Origin of the sequence: Bradyrhizobium sp. NBAIM14, assembly GCF_020193895.1 — a bacterium.
Taxonomy (GTDB): Bacteria; Pseudomonadota; Alphaproteobacteria; order Rhizobiales; family Xanthobacteraceae; genus Bradyrhizobium; species Bradyrhizobium yuanmingense.
The window spans coordinates 101,376-125,467 of sequence record NZ_JADYVQ010000019.1; the positions used below are offsets into that span (position 1 = coordinate 101,376).

The 24,092-nt window shown below is 65.5% G+C and carries 21 protein-coding genes and 2 pseudogenes; 8 read left to right on the forward strand and 15 right to left on the reverse strand.

The window, feature by feature from the left end; all coding sequences use genetic code 11:
* Positions 1–6: 6 nt before the first annotated feature.
* The 4 genes and pseudogenes from I6F28_RS30855 to I6F28_RS37910 form a co-directional block, all read right to left on the reverse strand.
* Positions 7–213 (reverse strand): hypothetical protein, encoded by a 207-nt coding sequence (locus I6F28_RS30855; RefSeq protein ID WP_036007833.1) that lies wholly within the window; start codon positions 211–213, stop codon positions 7–9.
* An 86-nt stretch (positions 214–299) separates the two neighbouring features.
* On the reverse strand, positions 300–1,487 hold the full coding sequence (locus I6F28_RS30860) for a carboxylate-amine ligase (RefSeq protein ID WP_225142659.1): 1,188 nt from the start codon (positions 1,485–1,487) through the stop codon (positions 300–302).
* Between the two features lie 3 nt (positions 1,488–1,490).
* On the reverse strand, positions 1,491–2,309 hold the full coding sequence (locus tag I6F28_RS30865) for a gamma-glutamyl-gamma-aminobutyrate hydrolase family protein (protein ID WP_346656754.1): 819 nt from the start codon (positions 2,307–2,309) through the stop codon (positions 1,491–1,493).
* A 6-nt stretch (positions 2,310–2,315) separates the two neighbouring features.
* Positions 2,316–2,516 (reverse strand): annotated as a pseudogene (locus tag I6F28_RS37910) (DUF3606 domain-containing protein); the annotation flags it as partial.
* Between the two features lie 45 nt (positions 2,517–2,561).
* Between I6F28_RS37910 and I6F28_RS37655 the strand changes: the two are divergent.
* The 3 genes and pseudogenes from I6F28_RS37655 to I6F28_RS30875 form a co-directional block, all read left to right on the forward strand.
* Positions 2,562–2,648 (forward strand): annotated as a pseudogene (locus I6F28_RS37655) (MarC family protein); the annotation flags it as partial.
* A 129-nt stretch (positions 2,649–2,777) separates the two neighbouring features.
* Positions 2,778–3,431 carry an L-fuculose-phosphate aldolase gene (locus tag I6F28_RS30870; RefSeq protein WP_225142663.1) on the forward strand — a complete coding sequence of 218 codons (654 nt, stop codon included), beginning with the start codon at positions 2,778–2,780 and terminating at the stop codon, positions 3,429–3,431.
* Between the two features lie 13 nt (positions 3,432–3,444).
* On the forward strand, positions 3,445–5,232 hold the full coding sequence (locus I6F28_RS30875; RefSeq protein ID WP_225142665.1) for a chloride channel protein: 1,788 nt from the start codon (positions 3,445–3,447) through the stop codon (positions 5,230–5,232).
* 6 nt (positions 5,233–5,238) lie between these two features.
* On the opposite strand, the gene I6F28_RS30880 is transcribed toward I6F28_RS30875, so the two are convergent.
* Positions 5,239–5,490 (reverse strand): DUF2798 domain-containing protein, encoded by a 252-nt coding sequence (locus tag I6F28_RS30880; protein ID WP_225142667.1) that lies wholly within the window; start codon positions 5,488–5,490, stop codon positions 5,239–5,241.
* Between the two features lie 46 nt (positions 5,491–5,536).
* Between I6F28_RS30880 and I6F28_RS37915 the strand changes: the two genes are divergently transcribed.
* From I6F28_RS37915 to uraD, 4 genes are all read left to right on the forward strand, one after another.
* Positions 5,537–6,178 carry a hypothetical protein gene (locus I6F28_RS37915; protein WP_463671677.1) on the forward strand — a complete coding sequence of 214 codons (642 nt, stop codon included), beginning with the start codon at positions 5,537–5,539 and terminating at the stop codon, positions 6,176–6,178.
* A 1,223-nt stretch (positions 6,179–7,401) separates the two neighbouring features.
* Complete coding sequence (locus I6F28_RS30890; RefSeq protein WP_036045261.1) at positions 7,402–7,815, forward strand: DUF3830 family protein; 414 nt, start codon at positions 7,402–7,404, stop codon at positions 7,813–7,815.
* Entirely contained in the window at positions 7,816–8,751 is a 936-nt protein-coding gene (gene puuE, locus I6F28_RS30895) for an allantoinase PuuE (RefSeq protein WP_225142669.1), read from the forward strand.
* 4 nt (positions 8,752–8,755) lie between these two features.
* The gene (gene uraD / locus I6F28_RS30900) at positions 8,756–9,643 is read left to right on the forward strand and encodes a 2-oxo-4-hydroxy-4-carboxy-5-ureidoimidazoline decarboxylase (RefSeq protein ID WP_225142711.1); all 888 of its coding nucleotides are present in this window, start codon (positions 8,756–8,758) and stop codon (positions 9,641–9,643) included.
* A 97-nt stretch (positions 9,644–9,740) separates the two neighbouring features.
* On the opposite strand, the gene I6F28_RS30905 is transcribed toward uraD, so the two are convergent.
* Genes I6F28_RS30905 through I6F28_RS30915 form a run of 3 tightly spaced genes read right to left on the reverse strand, consistent with a single transcriptional unit; the run spans position 9,741 to position 14,710 of the window.
* Positions 9,741–11,138 carry a nucleobase:cation symporter-2 family protein gene (locus I6F28_RS30905; RefSeq protein WP_225142671.1) on the reverse strand — a complete coding sequence of 466 codons (1,398 nt, stop codon included), beginning with the start codon at positions 11,136–11,138 and terminating at the stop codon, positions 9,741–9,743.
* A gap of 24 nt (positions 11,139–11,162) precedes the next feature.
* Positions 11,163–13,886, reverse strand: a complete 2,724-nt coding sequence (locus tag I6F28_RS30910; protein ID WP_225142673.1) for a molybdopterin-dependent oxidoreductase — start codon at positions 13,884–13,886, stop codon at positions 11,163–11,165.
* A complete protein-coding gene (locus tag I6F28_RS30915) occupies positions 13,883–14,710 on the reverse strand; it encodes an FAD binding domain-containing protein (RefSeq protein ID WP_225127634.1) in 828 nt (275 codons plus the stop codon). The genes I6F28_RS30910 and I6F28_RS30915 overlap by 4 nt, the downstream gene beginning before the upstream one ends.
* Before the next feature lie 146 nt (positions 14,711–14,856).
* Between I6F28_RS30915 and I6F28_RS30920 the strand changes: the two genes are divergently transcribed.
* The gene (locus I6F28_RS30920) at positions 14,857–16,206 is read left to right on the forward strand and encodes an 8-oxoguanine deaminase (RefSeq protein WP_225142675.1); all 1,350 of its coding nucleotides are present in this window, start codon (positions 14,857–14,859) and stop codon (positions 16,204–16,206) included.
* 110 nt (positions 16,207–16,316) lie between these two features.
* Here I6F28_RS30920 and I6F28_RS30925 read toward each other — a convergent pair whose 3' ends face one another.
* The 7 genes from I6F28_RS30925 to biuH form a co-directional block, all read right to left on the reverse strand.
* Positions 16,317–17,393, reverse strand: coding sequence for a BMP family ABC transporter substrate-binding protein (locus I6F28_RS30925; protein ID WP_036045328.1), 1,077 nt, complete (start codon positions 17,391–17,393; stop codon positions 16,317–16,319).
* Between the two features lie 76 nt (positions 17,394–17,469).
* Positions 17,470–18,387, reverse strand: coding sequence for an ABC transporter permease (locus tag I6F28_RS30930; protein ID WP_225142677.1), 918 nt, complete (start codon positions 18,385–18,387; stop codon positions 17,470–17,472).
* Positions 18,374–19,468, reverse strand: coding sequence for an ABC transporter permease (locus I6F28_RS30935; protein WP_036045285.1), 1,095 nt, complete (start codon positions 19,466–19,468; stop codon positions 18,374–18,376). The genes I6F28_RS30930 and I6F28_RS30935 overlap by 14 nt, the downstream gene beginning before the upstream one ends.
* Entirely contained in the window at positions 19,452–21,023 is a 1,572-nt protein-coding gene (locus I6F28_RS30940) for an ABC transporter ATP-binding protein (RefSeq protein ID WP_225142678.1), read from the reverse strand. The genes I6F28_RS30935 and I6F28_RS30940 overlap by 17 nt, the downstream gene beginning before the upstream one ends.
* 359 nt (positions 21,024–21,382) lie before the next feature.
* The gene (locus I6F28_RS30945; RefSeq protein ID WP_225111995.1) at positions 21,383–21,868 is read right to left on the reverse strand and encodes a nucleoside deaminase; all 486 of its coding nucleotides are present in this window, start codon (positions 21,866–21,868) and stop codon (positions 21,383–21,385) included.
* Positions 21,869–21,879: 11 nt separating this feature from the next.
* Positions 21,880–23,412, reverse strand: coding sequence for an ABC transporter ATP-binding protein (locus I6F28_RS30950; RefSeq protein WP_225142682.1), 1,533 nt, complete (start codon positions 23,410–23,412; stop codon positions 21,880–21,882).
* Positions 23,409–24,092, reverse strand: coding sequence for a biuret amidohydrolase (gene biuH / locus I6F28_RS30955; protein ID WP_225142685.1), 684 nt, complete (start codon positions 24,090–24,092; stop codon positions 23,409–23,411). The genes I6F28_RS30950 and biuH overlap by 4 nt, the downstream gene beginning before the upstream one ends.

Sequence of the window (24,092 nt, forward strand, 5' to 3'; positions counted from 1 at the left end):
CGAGAGCTAGGTCGGGCGCTTGTAGGGATCTTCCTGGCGCTGCCGTGCCTCGGTGTTGCGATCGAGCTGCGCCCGCTCGCTGCGGCGCAAGTTGCCCGCCTTCATCACGCCGTAAACGAGCGCCCCGCCGAGCACGAACGCTCCGATGAACCAGAGCCAGAGCATCTGGGCCGAGGCGTGGCCCAGGAGCATGCTAATGCCGCTGTCGCTCATGATTGGTCTCCACGATTGTCCATTGCTATCACGCTGAGCTAAGTCGGCGGTCGAAACCTCGTTCCATGCGACCGCAGCCGGAGACGTCAGACCGGGTCGGTCAGCGGTTGCCGCACCGCTTGCGCTTTCGGCTCGCCGCCCCGGGCGGTGAAGTCTCCGGCTTCGGTGGAAGTCCGCAGCCATTTCGTCACGTCGCTGATTGCTTCCCGCGGCGAGTGGCCGAACTTGCGCAAGCCGCGAAAATATTCGAGCTGAAGGTGGGCCGACGTGCCGCGCTTGGGGATCGACTTCAGATGCTGGATGTCGTCTTCGATGCCGAGATGGTCGACGTGGGGTGCCACCATGGCGATCACCGAATCGAGCCAGCTTCTGAACGAGACCGGCTCGAACGAGACCAGGTCGATATAGGTGCCGTCGGTTCCGTAGCGCTGGGCGCGCCAGCGATTCTCCTCCACCAGCGCGCGGTGCACGGCCGAATAGGTGGCGTTCAGCTCGGGATGGTGGACGGCGTGGCGGACCAGCGCGCGGAACAGCGCCGCGATCGCCACCGAATCCGCGATCGCCGTGCAGCAATCGGTGATGCGCAGCTCGAGCGTCGGATGCTGCAGCGAGGGCCGCAACGCCCACCAGACATAGGTGGCGTTGGGGACGATGCCGGCATCGACCAAGGTCTTCACGTAGGTCTCGTATTCGGAAAGGTTCCGAAACATCTCGGGAAAGCCGGTCCGGGGCAGGGCATCGTTGGCGGCATTGCGGTAGCCCAGCAATCCTGTCGGGTAGCCGCACCAGAACGGTGAGGAGGTCGAGAGCGCCAGCAGCAGCGGCAGGAACGGCACCAGGCGGTGCATGATCTCGACGCGCAAATCGGGCTCGGGGACCTCGACATGGACGTGCAGTCCGCTGATCGGGTTGCCGAGGCCGACCATCCCGAGATCGCTGATGACCTTGCTGTAGCGACGCTTGCGCGTCATGCGCTGCTGCTGCGGCTGCGCCAGCGGGTGTGTGCCGGCCGCGATGATGCCGACGCCGTGGTCCTTGCCGACCTCGGTGAGCACCGCGCGATAATGCGTGAGCTCGGCCAACGCATCGGCCGAAGACGTCAGCGGCGGGGTCGCCACCTCGATCTGCGATTGCAGGATCTCGGTGGTCAGCCGCTCGCCGAGGCGCTTCTGCGCCGCGGCCATGTAGGGCTTGGGCAGCTCGGATCGCGGCGCCGCGGACTGGCGGTTGACCAGAAAATATTCCTCCTCGATGCCGAAGCGGTAGCGGTGCATCGCCTACGCCGCCCCTTGTGCCTTGGCGTGGCGGCGAACCGCGTCTCCAAAAGCCGCCAGAATGCGCGCCGAGGCGTGGTCGGAGCTCGCCCAATAATCGGGATGGAAAAGCGTGCCGAGCGCAAAATCGCTGGCGCCCTCGACGCTGACGGCCTCGATCGAGCCGTCGTCAGCGACGGCCTCCGCGACGAGACCCGGTGCGAGATCGGCGATCAGGAAGCTGTGCAGCGAATTCACTAGAATCGAATCCGCGCCGCAGATCTGCTGCAGGACGCCGCCCTTGCGCAAGGCCACCTTCTGCCGCAGCCGATAGCGGGCATCCTCGTTGTCCGCGTCGGGCGTGCCATGGCGTTGCTCCTCGGGCAAATCGTCTGGCTCTTTCGCCAGCGTGCCGCCGAAAGCGACGTTCAGCTCCTGGAAGCCGCGACAGATGAACAGAGCGGGGATGCCCCGCGCCAGCGCCCGCGGGATCAGGCGCAGCGCGACCTCGTCGCGGAATTCGTCGAACGGGCCGTCACGCTTCTCGTCGACCGTTTGTCCATAGGGGGACGGATGGACGTTGGTCTGTCCGCCGCCGACGAAGAGGCCGTCGAGCCTGTCCAGATAGGCATCGATGTCAGCCTCCGGCGCCGCGGGCAGAATCCGCGGCACGGCGCCGGCGACGAGGCCGATCGCATTGACGCAGACCATCGAAACGGCGGCGAGCTGTTCGCCGCGCGCGACCATGGAATCGGAGAGAATGCCGATCTGCGGTGCGCCGCTGCGCCCCTGCCACTGCCCGCGCGAGGCGCTACGCCGCCACTGCTGAAGGCCGTACGCCACGGCATCCGCTGCGCTGCCGAATTGATGAATCGCCGCCTTGAGCTCTCTGACGTTTGTCCCTAATCGAAGTGCCCAACGGCTGCAGGCAACGGGATCGTGCGGATCAATTCTGGAACGGGGCTCGTGCAATTGCTTCGGCTGCTTCTGTTCGTGTATCGATGCACAGTGAAACGGCAATCGTCGGGAATGGTTGCTTTGCGATTGCACCGTTCGATCTCATTGCCTCCGCACCAGCCTTAACTTTTGTTATGGCTCTCGCGCGTCCTCGGCATGCTGCTCGCCGCCTATTCCGTGCAGTTCGCCATCAACGGGTCGGCCCGGATCGGCCTGCCCCAGTAGCTGCGACAATCTGTTAACCTGTCGCTATCCCGTTCGGCCGGAGTGTCACGGGATCCGGGACGCTTTCGCTTGCACTGTCATGTTGCTTTGACGTAACTCGGTCCAATAAGCCCTCGACAGGAAATCGACATGTCGATGACAGCGAACGAGCTCGGCAAGAGACAGGCCATTATCGACGCCTGCCGGCGCATGAACGCGCTCGGCATCAACCAGGGCACATCGGGCAATATCAGCGTCCGGCATGTGGACGGCCTCCTGGTCACGCCGACCAGCGTGCCCTATGAGGCCATGCGTCCGGACCAGATTGTCTTCATGGCCATGGACGGCTCGCACGCGCCCGACCAGAAGCCGTCGAGCGAATGGCGCTTTCATCGCGACATCCTGAAGTCGCGGCCCGACGTCAACGCCGTCGTGCACGCCCATCCGACCTATTGCACCATCCTGGCGATCATGGGCATGGAGATCCCGCCCGTGCATTACATGATCGCGGCGGCGGGCGGCGACAGCATCCGCTGCGCGCCCTACGCGACGTTCGGAACGGCGGAGCTGTCCGAGCACGCGGTGCGGGCGCTGGAGGGCCGGCTCGCCTGCCTGCTCGATCATCACGGCATGATCGCGATCGGCAAGACCCTGGACAAGGCGATGTGGCTGGCGGTCGAGGTCGAGACGCTGGCGCGGCAATATCACGGCTGTCTGCAGATCGGACAACCGCCGCTGCTCCCGAGCGACGAGATCGAGCGGGTGCGTCAGCGCATGGCCGGCTACGGCCTGTCGGAAGGGTAGGGCGGGCCAGACGGTGTTAGTGCGGATCAAACATCTCGTGGATCGCAAGAAGACGAACCGCACCATGGTTCGGCTGCGCGCCCTGCTGCGCAGCAACGAGTTCTACCTGATCCCGCTGGCGCTCGTGATCGGCACGCTCGCGGGCGCGGTCGTGACGCTGATGGCCCACATCGCGCAGATCGCGCATGTCGTGATCTACGGCATTCCCGTTGATGTCCACCTGTCCGCCCACGCGAGCGTCAGTCCCTGGGCGGCATTGATCGCGCCTGCGCTTGGCGGGCTGTCGCTCGGAATCATGGAATGGTCGCGGCGGCGCATGAAGATATCGAACGCGGTCGACCCCATCGAGGCCAACGCGCTGCGCGGCGGCAATCTGTCGATGCGCGACAGCGTGGTGGTGTCCAGCCAGACCCTGATTTCGAACGGCTGCGGCGCCTCGGTCGGCCTGGAGGCCGGCTACACTCAGATCGGCTCCGGCATCGCCTCGCAGCTCGGCAAGTTCTTCAATCTCCGCCGCAACGATCTGCGCCTGATGGTCGGCTGCGGCGCTGCTGCGGCGATCGCAGCGGCGTTCGGCGCGCCGATCACCGGCGCTTTCTATGCCTGCGAGCTGATCGTCGGCGTCTATGCCGTAGGCAGCGCCGCGCCGATCCTCGCCGCCTCCCTCGCGGGCGCCTTGACCGCGCAATGGCTGGGCGGCGCGCCATACTCGCTGGAGATTCCGAAGGTCGGCGCCGTCGGCGTCGAGCAATATCTGGCGCTGATCGGGCTCGCCCTCATCACCAGCGGCGTCGGCATCGCCGTGATGCGCTCCTCGCCGATGTTCGAGCGGCTGTTCGCGTGGATGCCGGTCTGGCTCCGTCCTGTGATCGGCGGACTCATCGTCGGCGGCTTCGCCATCATCACGCCGCAGGTTCTCGCGGCCGGCCATGGCGCCATGGTGCTAGATCTCTTCCACGACATGACGATCGGCCTGATCGCGCTGATCATCGCCTTGAAGGTGACGGCCTGCCTGATCTCGCTCGCCTCGGGCTTCCGCGGCGGCCTGTTCTTCGCCTCGCTGTTCGTCGGCAGCCTGATCGGAAAGTTCTTTGCCGCGGTGCTGCTGCTCATCAGCCCGAACTTCGCGATCGATCCGCTGGTGGCGATGCTGACGGGCATGGCGACGCTCGGCGTCGCCATCGTCGGCGGCCCGCTCACGATGTCGTTCCTCGTGCTCGAGATGACACGCAACGTCGACGTCACCGCCGTGGTGCTGGCCGGCTGCATCGTGACCTCGATCTGCGTTCGCTTCATGTTCGGCCATTCCTTCTCGACCTGGCGCCTGCATCTGCGCGGCGAGACCATCCGCAGCGCCAACGACGTCGGCTGGCTGCGCAATCTCACGGTCGAGCGCCTGATGCGCTCGGACGTCGGCAAGGTGCCCTCGACCACGACGATTGCCGCCGCGCGCCGCGAGTTCGCGCTCGGCTCGCGGCCGGGAATCGTCATCGTCAACAATGCTGACGAATATATCGGCCTCGTCCTGCTGCCCGATTTGTTCTCCAGCGACCTCGACACCATCGCCGACGACATCCAGGTGATCGAGCTCGCCCGCCTCATCGACATCGTGCTGATCCCGGAAATGAACGTGAAGTCGGCGATGGCGGTGTTCGACGAAGCCGAGGCGGAGATGCTGGCGGTGGTCGATTCCACCGACAGCCGCAAGGTGGTCGGTTTCCTCACCGAGAGCTTCGCCCGCCGCCGCTATGTCGAGGAGATCGACAAGGCGACGAGAGGCGTGCTGGGGGCGCTGTCCTAGGCGAGGTTACCGGGCGGGTGGCGCATCGACGAGCCAGGCCACGATCCGGCGGACCAGCGGCAGCACCACGAGCAGGGTCGGGAAGGCGACGAGCCAGGACAGTCCCCAGGCGCCCGGCCAGGTCGCCAGGAACGCCAGCGTTGCCCCCAGGCTCCGCAGCGTCGAAATGACCGATACCACCGCCGTCATGAGGGTGGACAGCACGAATGGCATCACGATCGGCGCATAGCGCGCCGGCAGTTTGCGAACCACGATCATCTGGTTTCTCTACGAAAGGACGCGTCGATCACGTTGAACCTGGAAAATGGCATCGATCCCGACGGCGTCGGTTGATGCGTTGGTTCACGTAAACGCTTACGGCGACCGAAAACGGCGCGGCCGTTCATTAACCGCTCAGGTTGGCTGGTTCAAGCTGGGTCTGATCGTTCGGGATTTACAATCGTTCAAAGCGTGGCAGATCGCCGCGATCATGAAACCATTTCAGTGGTTTGCGGATTATAGATCGTTTGCTTATGTTTCTTTGGGCGAGAACAGAGGAAATTCGAACATGAGTATTGGACCCGTGATTTCCGGAGCCGGCCGCAACACGATCGTGGTCGCGCTCGCTGGCCTCGCCCTGATTGCGGCTTCCGCATCCCCGTCCGCAGCGGCGTCGGCCGGGAGCCCGGCTGTCAAGGCGGCCGTTGCCGGCCAGGCTGCCTCCGACGTCACCGATTTCAGCGCACACCGGCGTCGTTACTATCGACGCGGGCCGAATGCCGCGGGTCTCGCCTTCATGGGCATGGCCGCAGGTCTGATCGGAGGCGCGATCGCCGAGAGCCGCCGCCGCGAATATTATGAAAACCGCTATTATTATGGCTATGGCCCGCGTTACTACGGCGGCCCTGGTTACTACGGCGGTTCCGGCTACTACTACGATCCGGGCTATCGTTACGCACCGTACTGAGCGCTCCAGGTCTCGACGAGCTCAATCCCGTCTCTCGTAGCCCGGATGGAGCGAAAGCGTAATCCGGGGCTGCGCGCTCGGCATCTTGCGCTGTCCCGGATTACGCTGGCGCTCCATCCAGGCTACGGGACCGAGGTGTGTCGCGGCGCTGTCAACCCGCTCGCGCGAAAATATTCCACTTTACCGAAATTCGGAAATGGCGTATGTATCGCCCATCCCGGCTCAATCTCGAGGGGCGATCATGAGGTCGTCATTGTCGCGAGCCGGGCTTGCGGTGGACGCGGCAGCGTCGTGTACGAGAGCTGAGGGCAGGGCGGATTGCTCTCCGTGAGCCCGAGGCTTCGTACGGACGAGCGGCGCCGTCAGGTTCGTCGCGCCGGCATTTCGATGGCAACGTGCACAACGCCGTCGAACCCTGCGGCGCCAACGAACCGCGCGTACGGCAAAACCGTGTGGTCCTGGCCGTCGTTGCTACGGCCAAGCTCTGGCGAATGCGGCCCTCGCGTCAACCGGCGCGGTGCCGGCGACTTTCGCGGGAGTGAGGGAGGCCAGAGGGAACTCGGCTCCCGGGAGAGCGCGGCATAAGCCGTCCGACCATCGCGCAGGGAAGGCCGTGTGTTGGGCTTCACCTGTATGCTGCTGTGCGGTTCTTCCTGCGTGTGCTCTAGCGCAGCGGACCGCGGGTGCCGCCGGCACCCGGCCTTCCCTGCGCCCTCTTGGCTATGAGGGCGGCGAGACGAAGCAAAGCTCGGGCGAAGCAGCCGCGAGGCCGAGTACGCACGTCTGCGTCCACACATTCGGTGTCATCGCCCGGCTTGACCGGGCGATCCAGTACTCCGAGACGCCAGTGATTGAATCGAGAGGCCGCGGCGTACTGGATTCCCCGCTCCAGTGCGCGATTGCGTACAAGGCGGGGAATGACAGTGTTACTTGGAGAACGCACCATCGCCTCATCTTCGTCGTTCCGAACGCAGCACCACGCTCAGCTCTCGTGGCCCGGACGCAGCGCATCCGCGCCGGCGCCCCTTTGCCCGGCAATTCTGCCGGTGGACTCACCTCCTGCAATCCGGTTCAATGGCACCGAGCTTTCAGGCGATCGGGCACGCCGGGTGGCGTGCCCCAACTTATACGAGAGCCTCCCGCGCCACTTGCGCGAAACGGTCGGGAGTGCTTTTTGCTGAAAGTTCCCCGTGGGCGCATCGCCCCCGATCCAGAGAGATGAGATGAGCAAACTCGTTATCCGCGCCGGCGACTTCACCTTCGATGCCCGTTTCGAGGAGCAGGCGGCGCCCAAAACCGTCGCCGCCTTCCGCAAGGCGCTGCCGTTCGAAAGCCACATCATCCATGTGCGCTGGAGTGGCGAGGGCGTGTGGATGCCGCTCGGCGACCTCGACTTCGGCGTCGGCTACGAGAACCACACCAGCTATCCCGCCCCCGGCCAGATCATCCTCTATCCCGGCGGCATCAGCGAAACCGAGATCCTGCTGGCCTATGGCGGCGTGCATTTCGCGAGCAAGATGGGTCAGCTCGCCGGCAACCATTTCATCACGCTGACCTCGGGCCTGGAGAACCTCGCAACGCTGGGCAAGAGCGTGCTGTGGAAGGGCGCGCTGCCGATCCGCTTCGAGGAAGTCTGAGTGACCGAGCCCCGCTACCCGCGCGATCTCCGCGGCTACGGCCGCAACCCGCCGCATCCGCAATGGCCTGGTGACGCGCGGGTCGCGGTGCAGTTCGTCGTCAATTTCGAGGAGGGCGGCGAGAACAACATCCTGCACGGCGACCGCGCCTCGGAAGCCTTTCTGTCCGACGTGCTCGGCGCGCAGCCCTGGCCCGGCCAGCGCCACGCCAACATCGAATCCATGTTCGAATATGGCTCGCGCGCCGGCTTCTGGCGGCTGTGGCGGATGTTCAAGGAGCGGAGCTGGCCGACCACGGTGTTCGGCGTCGCCACCGCGCTCAAGCGCAATCCCGAGATTGTCGCTGCGATGAAGGAGGCGGGCTGGGATATCGCCAGCCACAGCCTGAAATGGATCGAGCACAAGGACATGACCGAGGCGCAGGAGCGCGCGGAGATCGCCGAGGCCATCCGCGTGCATACCGAGGCGACCGGCGCACGTCCGCTCGGCTGGTACACCGGGCGCTCCTCGATCAACACCAACCGTCTCTTGATGGAGGAGGGCGGCTTCCTCTATCTCTGCGACTCCTATGCCGACGATCTGCCCTATTGGGTCAAGGGCGCCAGCGGCAAGCAGCTCATCATTCCCTATACGCTCGATGCCAACGACATGCGGTTCATCAACCCGCAAGGGTTTGCCGAGGGCGAGCAGTTCTACACCTATCTGAAGGACGCCTTCGACGTGCTCTATGCGGAAGGCGAAACCGCGCCAAAAATGATGTCGGTCGGTCTGCATTGCCGCCTCGCGGGCCGGCCCGGCCGCGCAGCGGGCTTGATCCGCTTCCTCGACTATATCGGCAAGCACGAGCGCGTCTGGGTGCCGACGCGGCTTCAGATCGCGCAGCACTGGCACGAGAAGCACGCCCATCTTGCCGCCGACGCATTCGAGATCGGGTGAGATGATGTCGCAGATTTCACTCGCCGATCTCAACGCTGCAAGCACGGCCGACTTCGTCGCGGCGCTCGCCAACGTCGTCGAATATTCGCCGTGGATCGCCGAGCAGCTCGCGGCAAAGCGGCCGTTCGCCGGCATCAACGAGCTGCACGCCGCGCTGATGGCCGCGATCCAGAGTGCCGAGCCTGACGTGCAGCTGGCGCTGATCCGGGCGCATCCCGATCTCGCCAACAAGACGCAGCGCGCCGCGGGCCTCACCGCGGAATCGACCGACGAGCAGAACAGCGCCGGGCTCGACCGGCTGTCGGATGCCGAATATTCCGCGTTCGAGCGGGCCAACAACGCCTACCGCGACAAGTTCGGCTTCCCCTACATCGTCTGTGTGCGCCGTCACACCAAGGATTCCGTGCTGCTCGACTTCGAGGCGCGGCTGCTCAACATCGCCAAGACCGAGATAAGGCGTGCGATCGAGGAGATCGGCCGCATCTCGGCGCTGCGGCTCGACCAGCTGGTCGCCGCCGACGACAGGCTGAAGGTGCACGGCCGGCTCTCGACCCATGTGCTGGACAACCAGATCGGCAAGCCCGCACCTAGCATCCCGATCGAGCTCGTGGAGCTCGCGAGCCTTGGCGAGAATCGCGTCATCGCGCGCACGGTGACTAATGCCGACGGCCGCACCGACCAGCCGCTGATCGGCGGCCGTCCGCTGCCGATCGGCCGCTACGAGCTGCGCTTCAGCGTCGCCAAATATTACGCCGCGCGCAACGTGCCGCTGTCCGATCCGCCGTTTCTCGACGAGATCCCGCTGCGCTTTGCGATCAGCGAGCCGGAAAGCCATTACCACGTGCCGCTGCTGGTCACGCCCTGGAGTTACTCGACCTATCGCGGCAGCTAGAGCATGATCCGGAAAAGTGCGTAGCGGTTTTCCGACAAGATCATGCTTAAACAATAATCCAAAGCGCGATGACGATTCATCCTAGTCGCATCGCGCCTTAGACATGCTGTGCCGATGCGGCGGCTGACGCCGCGTCGGCCTCGGCGGCAGCGCCACCGCTCAATCCGTTGAAGAAGGCATTGAGCAGCACCGACACGACCGCGCAGAGCAGAATGCCGGACTCCAGCAGCGGGTGCAGATCGTGCGGCAGATTGCGGAAAAAACCGGGAGCAACGAGCGGTATCAGTCCAAAGCTGATAGAGATCGCTACAATGAACAGATTGTAGCGGTTGTTGCGGAAATCGACCGCGGCCAGGATGCGTGCGCCGGTGGCCGCCACCATGCCGAACATCACGAGGCCGGCGCCGCCGAGCACGACCAGCGGCACCGCCTCCACCAGCGCAGCGAGCTTCGGCAAGAGCCCGAGCACGAGCAGGATGCAGCCGCCCGTCACCGTCACCCAGCGCGAGCGCACGGCCGTGACCGAGACGAGGCCGACGTTCTGCGAAAACGAGGTATAGGGAAACGTGTTGAAGATGCCGCCGAGCAGCGTGCCGAGCCCGTCGGCGCGCAAGCCGCGGCTCAGGGCTTCGCGGTCGACGGCCTTGCCGGTGATCTCGCCGAGCGCCAGGAACATACCGAGCGATTCGATCATCACCACGATCATGACGATGCACATGGTGATGACAGGCACCAGGTGGAATTGCGGCATGCCGAAGCGGAAGGGAAGCACGAGTGCGCCCCAGGAGGCGGCGGCGACCTTGTCGAAATGCATCACGCCCAGAATGCTCGCGAGCACCGCGCCGGCGATGATGCCGAGCAGCACGGCCACGTTGGCGAGAAACCCGCTGCCCCATTTGATCAGGCCGAGGATGACGAGCAGCACGAACAGCGAGATGCCGAGCCCCTGCAATTGCCCATAGGCTGGATTGGGAAAGCTGCCGGAAACGCCGTCGACCACCTTCGTCAACGTCGGCAGGCCGCCGCCGGCCCAGTTGATGCCGACGCGCATCAGGGATATGCCGATGATGAGAATGATGGTGCCGGTGACGACGGGAGGAAACAGCGGCAGCAGCCGGCTGACGAACGGCGCAACGACGATGCCGAACAGGCCGGCGGCGATCACGGAGCCGTAGATGCCGAGCAGGCCGATTTCCGGTGAAGCCGCCATCGACAGCATCGGGCCGACCGACGCAAAGGTCACGCCCATCATCACGGGCAGGCGGATGCCGACGCCGGGGAAGCCGAGGCACTGGACCAGCGTCACAAGTCCGCAGGCGAACAGGTCGGCGCTGATCAGGAAGGCGACGTCCTCCGGCGGCAGCTTCAGCGCGCGGCCGATGATGAGGGGGACCGCGACCGCGCCGGCATACATCACCAGCACGTGCTGGAGCCCGAGCGCGAGCAGGCGCGGGACCGGCAGGACCTCGTCGACGGGATGGACGTCGTTGCTCATGGATGTATCCCCCGAAACATCTATCTAGCCAAATTTGTCATGGAGCGCCGGAAACAGCCGGTCCGGCTTGAAGGGCTGCGCAGTAAAGCGAATGCCGGTGGCGTCCGCGATCGCGTTGCCGAGCGCGGCGGCGACCGGATTGTAAGGGCTCTCGCTCATGGACTTCGCGCCGAGCGGGCCGATCGTGTCGAACGTCTGGGCGAAGAGGACCTCCGTGCGCGGGACATCGGCGAAAGAGGGCAGGTGGTAGTCGCGGAATTTCGGATTGGTGACGCGCCCGCTCGCGTCGATCACCATCTCCTCGTAGAGCGCAGCGCCGAGCGCCTGCGCCACGCCGCCTTCGACCTGTCCGCGGCACTGCATGGGATTGGCGACGACGCCGGCGTCCGCGGCGTGCACGCTCCTGAGAATCCGGAGCTCGCCGGTCGCCTTGTTCACCGCGACGCGAAAGCCCTGCACGTTGAACCCCACCGATCGCGGCGTGCCGCCGGACGTGCCGCTGCCTGCGAACGGCCGGTCGCGCTCGCGGGCGAGCTTCGCCAGCTCCGTAAAAGGCATGCGGCGGACGCCGCTGACGACGGAGTCCGCATCGAGCGCGCAAGTCTCCACATCGCACAGCCAGGCGCCGGCGGCTGCCGCCTTCAGCTCGCTCGCAAGCTGCATGGCTGCCGCATGCGTCGCCTTGCCCGCAACGAAAGTGCCGGCGCTGCCATACGCGCCGGTGTCGTGGCCGCCATGGGCGGTGTCGGACTGGCGCAGACGAATCTTGTCGACGGTGGTCGCCAGCGTGGTCGCCGCGATCTGGCGATGCACGGTGCTGGTGCCGTTGCCGAACTCGGCCGTGCCGACGGTGAGGTCGAAGCCTCCGTCGTCGTTGAGCGCGATCGTTGCATCGGCGAAGTGGCCGGCCGGCGGCACGGTGTCGATCATGGTCAGCGCGATGCCGTCGCCGATCAGCCAATCCGGCGACAGCTCCGGCTGCGGGGTATCGGCCTGCATCGCGCGCTCGACGAGATCGAGGCACTGGTCGAGCCCGTAGGAGCCGTAGAGCACGTCGTGATATTCGGGCGGCGGCGGCGACAGCATGGGATCGCCAGGCCTCACGATATTGCGCCGGCGCATCTCGTAGGGGCTGATTCCGAGCTGCTCCGCCAGTTCGTCGATCGCCGCTTCCACCGCGATCAGCGCCTGCGGCAGGCCATAGCCGCGAAACGCGCCCGCCGGCACCGTGTTGGTGTAGACGGCGACGCCGTCGACCCGCTTGTTCGGGCAATTGTAGACGGCGACGGACTCCGCCAGCGCGTGGAACATCACGGGGCCGGCGTGATTGCCGTAGGCGCCGGTGTTGGAGAGCACGTCGAGCTGGAGCGCGGTAAGCTTGCCGCCCGCATCGGCGCCGGCCTTGACGTGGATCCGCATCGGATGCCGCGTCGAGGTCGCGATGAACTGCTCCTCGCGTGTCAGCTCCAGCTTGACCGGCCGCCCGGTCTTCAGCGCGGCAAGCGCCAGGATGTCCTCGACGAACATCTCCTGCTTGCCGCCAAAACCGCCCCCGACGCGTTCGCAGAACACGCGGACCTTGTCCATGGGAAGCTGGAAGATGTCCGACAGGGCGCGCCGGGTCAGGAACGGCACCTGCGTCGAGGTGCGGACGGTGAGAACGCCGGAATCATCGAGCCAGGCGAGGCCGCCATGGGTTTCGAGCGCCGCGTGCTGCACGCGGTGACTGTGAAAGGTGGCCTCATAGGTGGCGGCAGATGTTGCAAGCGCCGATGCGACATCGCCGAACTCGCCATGCGTCTCCGCGACCAGGTTGCGCTGGGCATCGGCAACGCGGTTCGCAGCTGTGCGGTCGGGATGAACGACCGGCGAACCCGGGGCCATCGCCTGCTCGGGATCGATCAGCGCCGGCAGGATCTCGTAGCTGACCTTCAGCTTGCGGCACGCAGCCTCCGCGGCGGCTTCGGTCTCGGCGACGACGGCGGCAACCTTCTGGCCGACGAAACGCACGACGTCATCCAGGACGCGGGTGTCCTCCGGGTCCATCCAGTCTTTCTCATGCCGTGCCGTCGAGATCAGGACGGACGGCGCATCTTCGTGCGTCAGCACGGCGTGTACACCGGGGATGCTCAGCGCGTCCCACTTGTCGATAGCGACGATCCTGGCGTGCGCATGCGGCGAGCGCAGCAGCTTGATGTGCAGCAAGCCATCGATTGCGGTGTCGAAGGTGTAGCGTGCCGTGCCGCGGACCACATTGGGGCCTGCGGGGGCGGGCAGGCTGCGGCCGAAGGCGGCGCCGGCCTCGACGCTCGTCTCGACATTGGTCTTGCCGAGGATCGCGTCCTCGATCGACCGATAGCCGGTGCAGCGGCAGATATTGCCTTTCAGCGCCGTGCCGAGATCGGTGCGCTGCGCCTGGTTCAACGAGGCGCAGGTCAGGATCATGCCGGCGGTGCAGAATCCGCATTGAAAGCCCTGTGCATCGAGGAAGGCCTGCTGCATCGGATGCGTGCCGTGATCGCCGCCAAGGCCTTCGATCGTGGTCACGCTGCGGCCCTCGGCCCGGAACGCCGGGATCAGGCAGCTGTGCACCGGCTCACCGTCGAGCAGCACGGTGCAGGCGCCGCAGTCGCCGGCATCGCAGCCCTTTTTCACGCCGAAATGGCCGAGCTCGCGCAGGAACGTGCGCAGGCACTGGCCGGCGCGCGGCTCCTGGGAGAACGCCTTGCCGTTGACCTCCAGGCTCATGCGGGGGGCGCTCCCAGCAGCTCGCCGCGAATCTCCTCGGCCAGGCGCATCGTCATGTGCTTGCGCCAGAGTGGCGCGCCATGGATGTCCGTGTGGTACAGATCATCGGTAATCTCCTGCATGAGCGCGGCGCGCAGCGCGCCTGCGTCCGGGGCTTTGCGGAAGCGCAGCTGGATCGGCCGCACCGTCGACGCGGTGACCGTGAGTGTCAGCGTATCATCGGCTTCGAGACTGCCGATCAGCAGCGCCGCGGAGCGGCCGACGGGCGCCAGCGAGATCTGGCGGAAGGCCGTGCGGCGCTTCAGCGCGGGAAGCGGGATGTCGATCTGCCGGAGCAGGTCGCCTGGCGTCAGGCGATTGCGCTGGTTGCCGGTGACGAATTCGGTGACCGGAAGCCTCTGTTCACCGCCGCCGGCCTTCCAGATGGTGCAGACGCCGTCGAGTGCCGACGTCAGCGAGATCATCGGTCCCGCCGGCAGCGACATGCAGAGATTGCCGCCGACGGTCGCGGTCTTCCAGATCTTGAACGAGGCAAGGAAGGCCCGGCAGCACTGGTTGATCAGCGGCGCTGCGAGCCAATCAGAGGGGCAGGCGAGTCCATCGAGCTCTGCGATGGTGCAAGTGGCGGCGATCGAGAGGTGGCTCTCTGTGATCGCAAGTGCCGGCCATTTCAGATCGGTGAGATCGATCAGTCGCGTCAGATGCGTTTGCGGCTCCGAGAACAGCCAGGTGCCGCCCGCGAGCCAAGCATCACCTGCCGTCCAAACGGGCAGCTGCGCGCGCGTTTGCGGATGGGCGACGGCTGTGATGGTATTCAAGTCCATGGCTGCGCCAACGCTTCCGACGGTTGAATGGTCCGAGCGAAGTGTTGCAAGACGGGAGCCAAGTGGCAACAACAAGTCGAAGCAAGGACGCAATCGTCCTCGGCCTTGCAGGTCCGCCGTCAGGGTGGGCGAGGAGAAGCAGGATCATGACTGAGGCAAGTTCGACCTGGATCAGGGATCCCCTGGCCATCCTCGCCGACGGGGCCGAGCGCGGCATTGTCGTGAAGGACGGCCGGATCGTCGAGCTCGTGCCGGCGGGCGGTGTGCCCGCAACCGCCGATGTCGCAGTGTTCGATGCGGGCGAACACGTCGTGCTGCCGGGCCTGATCAATACCCATCATCACTTCTACCAGACGCTGACGCGGGCGCTGCCGGCCGCGATGGACCGCGAGCTGTTCCCCTGGCTCCAGGCGCTCTATCCGGTGTGGGCGAAGCTGACGCCGGAAGCGCTCGAGCTCGGCGTCACCGTGGCGATGTCCGAGCTGTTGCTCTCCGGCTGCACCACCACGACGGATCACCACTACGTCTTTCCGGCCGGACTCGAAGACGCCGTCGATATCGAGGTGGCGGTGGCGAAGCGACTCGGCGTGCGCGTGCTGCTCACGCGCGGCTCGATGAACCTGTCGCAGCGCGACGGCGGCTTGCCGCCCGACAGCGTCGTGCAGGACGAGGACACCATTCTCGCCGATAGCGCCCGCGTGGTCGCCAAGCATCACCAGCGCGGCGCGGATGCGATGGTGCAGATTGCGCTCGCGCCATGCTCGCCGTTCTCGGTGACGACGTCGCTGATGCGCGCCACGGCCGATCTCGCCGACAAGCTCGACGTGCGCCTGCACACCCATCTCGCCGAAACCGAGGACGAGAACAGCTTCTGCCAGCAGATGTATGGCTGCCGTCCGCTCGACTATCTCGAGCAATGCGGTTGGCTCAATGCGCGCACCTGGCTCGCCCATGGAATCTTCTTCAATCCGGACGAGATGAGACGGCTCGGCAAGGCCGGCACGACCGTCAGCCATTGTGCGTGCAGCAACCAGCTGCTCGCGTCGGGCTGTTGCCCGGTGTGCGACATGGAAGAGGCCGGCGTGGGGGTCGGCATTGGTGTCGACGGCTCGGCCTCCAACGACGGATCCAACCTCATGCAGGAGGTGCGGGCCGCGTTCCTGCTGCAACGCGCGCGTTATGGCGTCACGAAGGTCAGCCACAAGGATGCGTTGCGCTGGGCCACCAAGGGCTCGGCGGCATGTGTGGGCCGGCCGGAACTCGGCGACATCGCCGTCGGCAAGGCCGCCGATCTTGCGCTGTTCCGGCTCGACGAGCTGCGCTTCTCCGGCCACGGCGATCCGCTGGCTGCGCTCGTACTGTGCGGGGCGCATCGCGCCGACCGGGTGATGGTGGCTGGAAAATGGGCGGTGATCGACGGTGCGATCCCGGGTCTCGATGTGGCAGACCTCATCCGCCGCCACAGTTCCGCGGCGCGGGCCATGCAGGCTGGATAGCCGGGCGAAATAGAGAAAGAGGGGGCAGCCACAAGTGCCGGGTGCTTCTGGCCACCCCCTCCGAACCTCCTCCGGGAGGAGCAGGTGATTTAGTCAATGCAAGAAGCGTGCTACTTGCCCGGCAGCTTGTCGTCGATGCCTTTGACGTAGAAATTCATGCCGAGGATCTGGCCGTCATCCAGGTGAGCGCCGCCCTTGCACTCGACCGGCTTGCCGTCCTGCCCAACGATCGGGCATTTGAACGGATGCAGCTTGCCCGCGGTGATTGCGGCCTGGGCATCCTCAGCCATTTTTTTCACATCGTCAGGCATGTTGGTGTAGGGCGCCATCGCGAACATGCGGCTGTCGAGGCCACCCCAGGTGTCCTCGGACTTCCAGGTGCCGGCGAGCTCGGCCTTGACGCGCTCGATATAGTAGGGCCCCCAGTTGTTGATGATCGAGGTCAGCTGGGCCTTTGGCCCGAACTGGATCATTTCGGAATCCTGGCCGAAGGCCAGCTTGCCACGTTCGCTGGCGATCTGCATGGCGGCGGGCGAATCCGTGTGCTGCATGATGACGTCGGCACCCTGGTCGATCAGCGCCTTGGCGGCGTCGGCCTCCTTGCCTGGGTCGAACCAGGTGTTGGCCCAGATGATCTTGACCTTGATGTTCGGATTGATGGTCTGCGCCGCCAGTATCGTCGCGTTGATGCCGGAGACGACCTCCGGAATCGGGAACGAGCCGATATAGCCGAGCACGCCCGACTTCGACATCTTCGCCGCAATCAGGCCTTGAATGTAGCGGCCCTGATACCATTTCGCCGAGTAGGTCGACATGTTCGGGTTGCGCTTGTAGCCGGTGGCGTGCTCGAAATGCACGTTCGGATATTTCTTGGCGACCTTCAGCGTCGGATCCATGTAGCCGAACGATGTGGTGAAGATCAGTTTGTTGCCGGCGCGGACGAGCTGCTCGATCGCGCGCTCGGAGTCCGGGCCTTCGGGCACGTTCTCGAGATAAGTGGTCTCGATCTTGTCGCCCAATTCTTTCACCAGCGCCTGGCGACCGAGGTCGTGCTGATAGGTCCAGCCGAGGTCTCCAATCGGACCGAGATAAACGAAGCCGACTTTCAGCTTGTCGGCGGCGGAGGCCGCACTGACGCTCCCAGCGAGCAAGAGCCCGGCAGCCAGTGCAAGAAGTGATTTCCTCATCATCGATCTCCAAACTTCGGGGGAAGCCACGATCCGCAGCATGCGCGCCCCATCGTGCACACTGCGGAAACGAAATCTAGCGGTCGGGCACGAACACCGTGCCGAGCGCGGCCGGTGCGGTCGAGCCGCCCGTGCGCGCGCGGGAGAGCAGGACCAGCACGATGACGGTCGCGAGATAAGGCAGCGCCGACATGAATTGCGAGGGAATGCCGACGCCCCATCCTTGCGCATGTAGTTGCAGGATCGTCACCGCGCCGAACAGATAGGCGCCGACGACGAGCCGGCCCGGCCGCCAGGACGAGAACACCACCAGCGCCAGCGCGATCCAGCCGCGTCCGGCGGTCATGCCCGGAATGAAGAACGGCGTATAGGCGAGCGGCAGATAGGCCCCCGCAAGACCCGCGCAGGCGCCGCCGAACATCACGGCCAAGGTGCGGATGCGCAGGACGGGATAGCCGAGCGCATGCGCGGAAGCGTGATTGTCGCCGCAGGCTCGCAGGATCAATCCCGCCCGTGTGCGGTACAGGAACCACCACACAGCGACGATCAGCGCGATCGAGAAATAGACGAAGCCATTCTCGCCGAACAGCACGCGGCCGATCAGCGGGATATCCGTCAGGACGGGAATAGAGAGGTGCACGGCCGGCGTGATGCGCTCGCCGACGAAGCCGGCGCCGATCAGGCCCGAGAGCCCGACGCCGAGGATGGTCAGCGCGAGGCCGGTGGCGACCTGGTTGACGGCGAGCCCGAGCGCCATCAGCGCGAAGACCAGCGACATCAGCGTGCCGGCGGCGATGCCGAACAGCGCGCCGATCAAGATCGATCCGGTCAGCCAAGCGCCGGCAAAGCCACAGGCCGCGCCGACGATCATCATGCCCTCGACGCCGAGATTGAGCACGCCGGAACGCTCGGCCACGAGTTCGCCTGTCGCGGCCAGCAACAGCGGCGTCGACGCGGCGAGTACCGCCAGGATGATGGCCTCAACCAGCTCCACGGGCCACCACCTTTCGGTTCGGGAACACCAGCTTGAAGCGGTAGAGAATGAGGGAGTCGCAGGCGAGCACGTAAAACAGCAGAATGCCCTGAAAGACCTTGGTGACATCAAGCGGAATCTTCATCGCGATCTGCGCCTGCTCGCCGCCGATAAAGGTCAACGCGAGGAAGAGGCCTGCAACTAATATTCCAAGCGGGTTCAGTCGGCCGAGGAAAGCGACGATGATCGCGGTAAAGCCGTAGCCTGGCGAGATGCCGGGCTGGAGATGTCCGACTGGACCCGCCACCTCGATGATGCCGGCAAGCCCGGCCAGCGCCCCGGAGACGGCGAAGGTCAGGATGATGAGCTGGTTGGCGTTGAAGCCGCCGAACCGCGCGGCGCGCGGCGCAGCGCCGACCACGCGGATCTCGAAACCCTTGATGGTGCGCCCGAGCAGGATCGCGGCTGCTGCGACGACGAGCAGGGCGATGATCGAGCCGAGATGCAGCCGGCCGCCTTCGATCAGCAACGGCACGGTCGCTACCGGATCGAACTCGGCCGTGGTCGGGAAATTGAAGCCGTGCGGATCGCGCCAGGGGCCGCGCACGAGATAGTCGAGGAAAAGGTCGGCGACATAGACCAGCATCAGGCTGGTCAGGATCTCGCTGGCGCCGAATTTCACCTTGCAGATCGCCGGGATCAGCGCATAGAGCGCGCCCGCAGCGGCGGCGAGGACGAGCATAGCCGGCAGCACCCAGGCGCCGGCATCAGTACCTTGCGTCTTCACCGCGATCCAGCTTCCCGCGACTGCGCCGATCAGGAATTGCCCTTCGGCGCCGATGTTCCAGGCGTTGGCGAGATAGCACAGCGACAGGCCGATCGCGATCATCACCAGCGGCGTCGCCTTCACCGCGATCTCCTGGAGCGAATAGCCATCGGTGAGGGGCGCAATGAAATAGGCGTGCAGGGCAAGCAGTGGATTCTTGCCAAGGATCGCGAACAGGATGACCATGGTCACGATCGTGAGGCCAATCGCGATCAGGGGGGACACCAGCGCGATCGTGCCAGAGCGCTCGGCACGCTTCTCAAGCACCAGCTGCATGCGCGATCTCCTTTGGCTGCAGGCTGCTGCCGCCCATCAGAAGGCCCAGCTTCTCGCGGCTTGCTTCGCGTGCCGAGAGCGGAGCCGACAGCTTGCCGTGGAACATCACGGCGATGCGGTCGGCAATCTCGGCGAGCTCGTCGAGATCCTGGCTGGTCACGAGTACCGCGGCGCCTGCGGTGGCGAGATCAAGCAGCGCCTGACGGATGACGGCGGCGGCGCCGGCATCGACGCCCCAGGTCGGCTGGCTCACCACCAGTACCGCGGGATTGCGCAGGATCTCGCGTCCCACGATGAACTTCTGCAGATTGCCGCCGGACAGGCTGGCGGCCTCGGGATCGCGCTTGGCCTTGCGGACGTCGAAGGTTTCGGTGGCGCGGTCGACCGTTCTCAGCGTAGCCGCCGTATCGATGAAACCGCGACGGACCATGCCGCTGGCGGCATGGCCGGTGAGCAGCGCGTTCTCCGACAGTCTCATCCGCGGCGCGGTGCCGTGGCCGAGTCGCTCCTCGGGAACGAAGGCCGCCCCCAGCTTGCGCCGCTGGGTGATCGAAAGGTGACCGGCGGCGATGCCCTCGATCACCACCGTCCCGGGGGCCTTCGCGAGGCGCTCGCCGGAGAGCGCTGCGAACAATTCGTCCTGGCCGTTACCGGCGACGCCGGCGATGCCGAGAATCTCGCCGCCCTTCAGCTCGAATGAGATGTGCTCGAGCCGTACGCCGTGCGCTTCGACGGGAGCCAGCGAGAGATCGTTGACGACGAGCCGCGGCACGGTGGTCCTGCGGCCGGATGCGCCCTTCACCTCCTTGACCTCGCCGCCGACCATCATCCGCGCAAGTGAGGCGGCGGTTTCGAGCCGAGGGTTGCAGGTCTCGACCTTCCGGCCGCCACGCAGGATCGTCGCGGTGTCGCAGAGCCGCTTCACCTCCTCCAGCTTGTGGCTGATATAGAGGATGGCGCGGCCCTCGGCCTTGAGGCGATCCAGCACGATGAAGAGCTGGTCAGCCTCCTGCGGCGTCAGCACCGCGGTGGGCTCGTCCAGGATCAGGAATTTCGGATCCTGCATCAGGGCGCGGACGATCTCGATGCGCTGACGCTCGCCGACGGAGAGTTGCCACACCTCACGCCTGGGATCGAGCGGCAGACCGTAAGTCTTCGACACCTGTTCCAGCCGGGCCGACATGTCCTTGAAGGATTCCTTGCCGTCGAGGCCGAGCGCGACGTTCTCGGCAACCGTGAGATTGTCGAACAGCGAGAAGTGCTGGAACACCATGCCGATGCCGCGGATGCGCGCTTCGGACGGACCGGACAGCACGATCCGCTCGCCCTGCCAGTGAATCTCGCCGGCGCTGGGCTGGATCAGTCCGTAGATCGCCTTGACCAGCGTCGACTTGCCGGCGCCGTTCTCGCCCAGCAGGGCGTGGATTTCCCTCGGCCGGATCTCGATATCGATGCAATCGTTGGCGAGGAAATCGCCATAGCGTTTGGTGAGGCCGATGGTCCTCAGGAGCGGGGACTCGCCGGAATGCTGGCCGTTGGATGTCGGATCTAACATTCGTTGATGCGCTTGCATGGGTGACGTGCCTCAATACTGGGCCAGTTTGGACCCCGGCGTAAGATGTGAAAAAGCATCATCCCTTGCTCAACGCGTCGGCAGGCTCTCGGCCCAGCGCCGGTCATCGATTCCGAGCAATCATATCCCGCAAACAGCACCCGGACGGTTGGGGGCGATCGCGTCTGCGAGCGGTGCCTGTTGCAAATTTGTGACGGTCCAAGGCAAATCGGAACCCGCTGCGCAGACCTGACGCCATGTTGAGCAACGGACGCGTCGGTCGTCCATCGCGGGGAGCGCAGCGGCCGCAATGGCTGCCTCAATGCGGCACTCCACGGTGTCGTCCCCTTTGGGATGTGCTGCTACTTCGTCCAAACGCCGTCGTGCAGCGCTTCGGCTTCGTCTTCGAGCAGTGGGCCGACGACCTCCGTCGGCCGCTGGCCGCTGGCAAAGACCTCGCGGCATGGCAGGTTGAGCGTCGGATTTTCCGGATGGTTGCCGGTGATGCCGCGCAGGCGATGCTCGCTGAGGCCATAGACGACACGGCCAATACCGGCCCAGTAGATCGCGCCGGCACACATCGCGCAGGGTTCGGCTGAGGAATAGAGCGTGGCCTTCGCCAGCACCTCGCGATCGAGCGTACGGCAGGCCTGGGTGGCTGCGAGACGCTCGGCATGCGCGGTGCCGTCGCGATCCGGCATGTAGCCGTTCTCAGTCTCGATCAGCACCTTGCCGTCGGCATCGACGACGATACAGCCGAAGGGATGGTTGCCATGGGTGAGGGAACGGCCGGCGACCGCGAAAGACAGGCGCAGAAAGTGCTCGTCCCGCCCGGATGCGTCGCCCATCGATCCTCCGTTCAGTGCCCTGCCATGTGGCGGCCGACCACCGTGAGATCGGCTTCGCTGGTCCGCGCTTCATACACGAATTCGCCGTGGAACATCACCACCAGCCGATCTGACAGTTCGAGCAGTTCGTCGAGGTCCTCGCTGACGAGCAGGACGGCGGCGCCGCGGTTGCGTGCGGCCATGATCTCGGCATGGATCTGCGCCACCGCCGCGAAATCGAGGCCGAAGCAGGGATTGGCGGCGATCAGCACCTCGACGTCGCCGCCGAGCTCGCGGGCCAGCACAGCCCGCTGCACATTGCCGCCCGACAGCGCCGAGATCGGCGTATCGGGCGTGCGGGTCTTGATCTTGTACCGGGCGATCTTCGTCCTCGCGTCGTCGCGAAAGGCGCGAGGGTTGAGCCACCAGCCGCCGCGGGCGAAGGGGGCACGGTCGAATTCCCGGAAGGCGACGTTTTCGGCGACGCTCATGCCGCCGACGCAGGCATTCTTCAGCGGCTCCTCGGGCAGCAGCGACATCCTGTGCCGCCGCATCTCCTCGCGGCTGGCGTGATAGGGATCTCCGGCGACGCGCACCTCCCCGCTCTCGGCCTCGCGCTGGCCGGCCAGCACCTCGACGAGCTGGCGCTGGCCGTTCCCGGAGACGCCGGCGATGCCGACGATCTCACCGGCGCGAACGGTGAGCGAGACATCGTGCACGGCAACGGCGCCCGCATCGTCCAGGGCCCGGAGCTTCTGCAGCTCCAGCCTGGCCTGACCGGCTTCGCCGGTGCGCGGCGGCTGCACCGTCAGCTCCTCGGCGCCGATCATGGTGCGCGCCATCTCATCCGGTGTCAGCTCGGAAACCTTCCCGGCCCCTGCGAGCTTGCCGCGGCGCAGGATGGTGACTTCGTCGGCGAAGGCCATGACCTCGCGGAACTTGTGCGTGATCATCAGGATGGTCAGCTCGCTCTTCACGACCATATCGCGGAGCATGCCGAGCACCTCGTCGGCTTCCGCCGGGGTCAGCACCGAGGTCGGCTCGTCCAGGATCAGGAAGCGACGCTTCAGGTAGAGCTGCTTGAGGATCTCGCACTTCTGCCGTTCGCCGGCGGAAATGTCGGAAACTTTCGCGCCGAGCGGCACCCTGAACGGCATGCGGCCCAAGAACGCCTCGAGCTCCTTCATCTCGTTCGGCCAGTTCACCACGGCCGGCACGTCGTCCCGCGCCAGCACGAGGTTTTCGGCAACCGTCATCGCCGGCACCAGCGTAAAATGCTGGTAGACCATGCCGAGGCCGAGCGCGTGGGCATCCTTCGGATTGGCAATCGCCTGCTCGCGGCCGCCGACGATGATGTCGCCTTCGGTCGCGTGGTAGTAGCCCATGATGCATTTGACGAGAGTGGATTTGCCGGCGCCATTCTCGCCGAGCAGCGCGTGGAAAGAGCCCGGCCGCACCTTCAGCTCGACATTGTCCAGCGCCAGGAAGTCGCCGAAGCGCATGGTCATGGCGACGGCGTCGACGCCGAAGGCGCCCGAGGGCGGTGGCGTTTCGCCGATGATCACGAAATCGCTCCGATAAAGGCGTCCGACGTCGAGACCGCGCCGAACACGCCGCCCTGCATCTTGATCATCTTCAGCGCGTGGTCGTGGTTGCTCTTGTCGGTCGCGCCGCAGCAATCGTGAAGCAGGACGCATTCGAAGCCGCGGTCGTTGGCCTCGCGCATGGTGGTGTGGACGCAGACGTCGGTCGTGATCCCGGTCAGCACGATGTTCTCGATGCCGCGGACGCGCAGGATCAGCTCCAGATCGGTGGCGCAGAACGAGCCCTTACCGGGCTTGTCGATGATCGGCTCGCCCGGTAGCGGCGCGAGTTCTTCGATGATGTCCCAGCCGGGCTCGCCGCGCACCAGGATGCGTCCGCACGGGCCGGGATCGCCGATGCCGGCGCCGATCTGGCGCGAGCGCCAGCGCTTGTTGTCGGGCAGGTCGGAGAGATCGGGGCGGTGGCCCTCGCGGGTATGGATGATATGGAAGCCTTGCTTGCGCATCACTGCGAGCAGCCGCTTGATCGGCTCGATAGGTGCCCGTGTCAGCGAGAGGTCGTAGCCCATCTTGTCGACATAGCCGCCGACGCCGCAGAAATCGGTCTGCATGTCGATGATGATCAGTGCCGTGTTCTCGGGGCGGAGATCACCATTGTAGGGCCAGGCATAGGGCTCGGACTTGATGTAGCGCTCGGGCAT

Coding starts and splice junctions, on each gene's coding strand:
- I6F28_RS30855 (WP_036007833.1), bottom strand. CDS start 213: ATGAGCGACAGCGGCATTAGCATGCTCCTGGGCCACGCCTCGGCCCAG.
- I6F28_RS30860 (WP_225142659.1), bottom strand. CDS start 1,487: ATGCACCGCTACCGCTTCGGCATCGAGGAGGAATATTTTCTGGTCAAC.
- I6F28_RS30870 (WP_225142663.1), top strand. CDS start 2,778: ATGTCGATGACAGCGAACGAGCTCGGCAAGAGACAGGCCATTATCGAC.
- I6F28_RS30880 (WP_225142667.1), bottom strand. CDS start 5,490: ATGATCGTGGTTCGCAAACTGCCGGCGCGCTATGCGCCGATCGTGATG.
- I6F28_RS37915 (WP_463671677.1), top strand. CDS start 5,537: ATGGCATCGATCCCGACGGCGTCGGTTGATGCGTTGGTTCACGTAAAC.
- I6F28_RS30890 (WP_036045261.1), top strand. CDS start 7,402: ATGAGCAAACTCGTTATCCGCGCCGGCGACTTCACCTTCGATGCCCGT.
- uraD (WP_225142711.1), top strand. CDS start 8,756: ATGTCGCAGATTTCACTCGCCGATCTCAACGCTGCAAGCACGGCCGAC.
- I6F28_RS30905 (WP_225142671.1), bottom strand. CDS start 11,138: ATGAGCAACGACGTCCATCCCGTCGACGAGGTCCTGCCGGTCCCGCGC.
- I6F28_RS30910 (WP_225142673.1), bottom strand. CDS start 13,886: ATGAGCCTGGAGGTCAACGGCAAGGCGTTCTCCCAGGAGCCGCGCGCC.
- I6F28_RS30915 (WP_225127634.1), bottom strand. CDS start 14,710: ATGGACTTGAATACCATCACAGCCGTCGCCCATCCGCAAACGCGCGCG.
- I6F28_RS30920 (WP_225142675.1), top strand. CDS start 14,857: ATGACTGAGGCAAGTTCGACCTGGATCAGGGATCCCCTGGCCATCCTC.
- I6F28_RS30925 (WP_036045328.1), bottom strand. CDS start 17,393: ATGAGGAAATCACTTCTTGCACTGGCTGCCGGGCTCTTGCTCGCTGGG.
- I6F28_RS30935 (WP_036045285.1), bottom strand. CDS start 19,468: ATGCAGCTGGTGCTTGAGAAGCGTGCCGAGCGCTCTGGCACGATCGCG.
- I6F28_RS30940 (WP_225142678.1), bottom strand. CDS start 21,023: ATGTTAGATCCGACATCCAACGGCCAGCATTCCGGCGAGTCCCCGCTC.
- I6F28_RS30945 (WP_225111995.1), bottom strand. CDS start 21,868: ATGGGCGACGCATCCGGGCGGGACGAGCACTTTCTGCGCCTGTCTTTC.
- biuH (WP_225142685.1), bottom strand. CDS start 24,092: ATGCCCGAGCGCTACATCAAGTCCGAGCCCTATGCCTGGCCCTACAAT.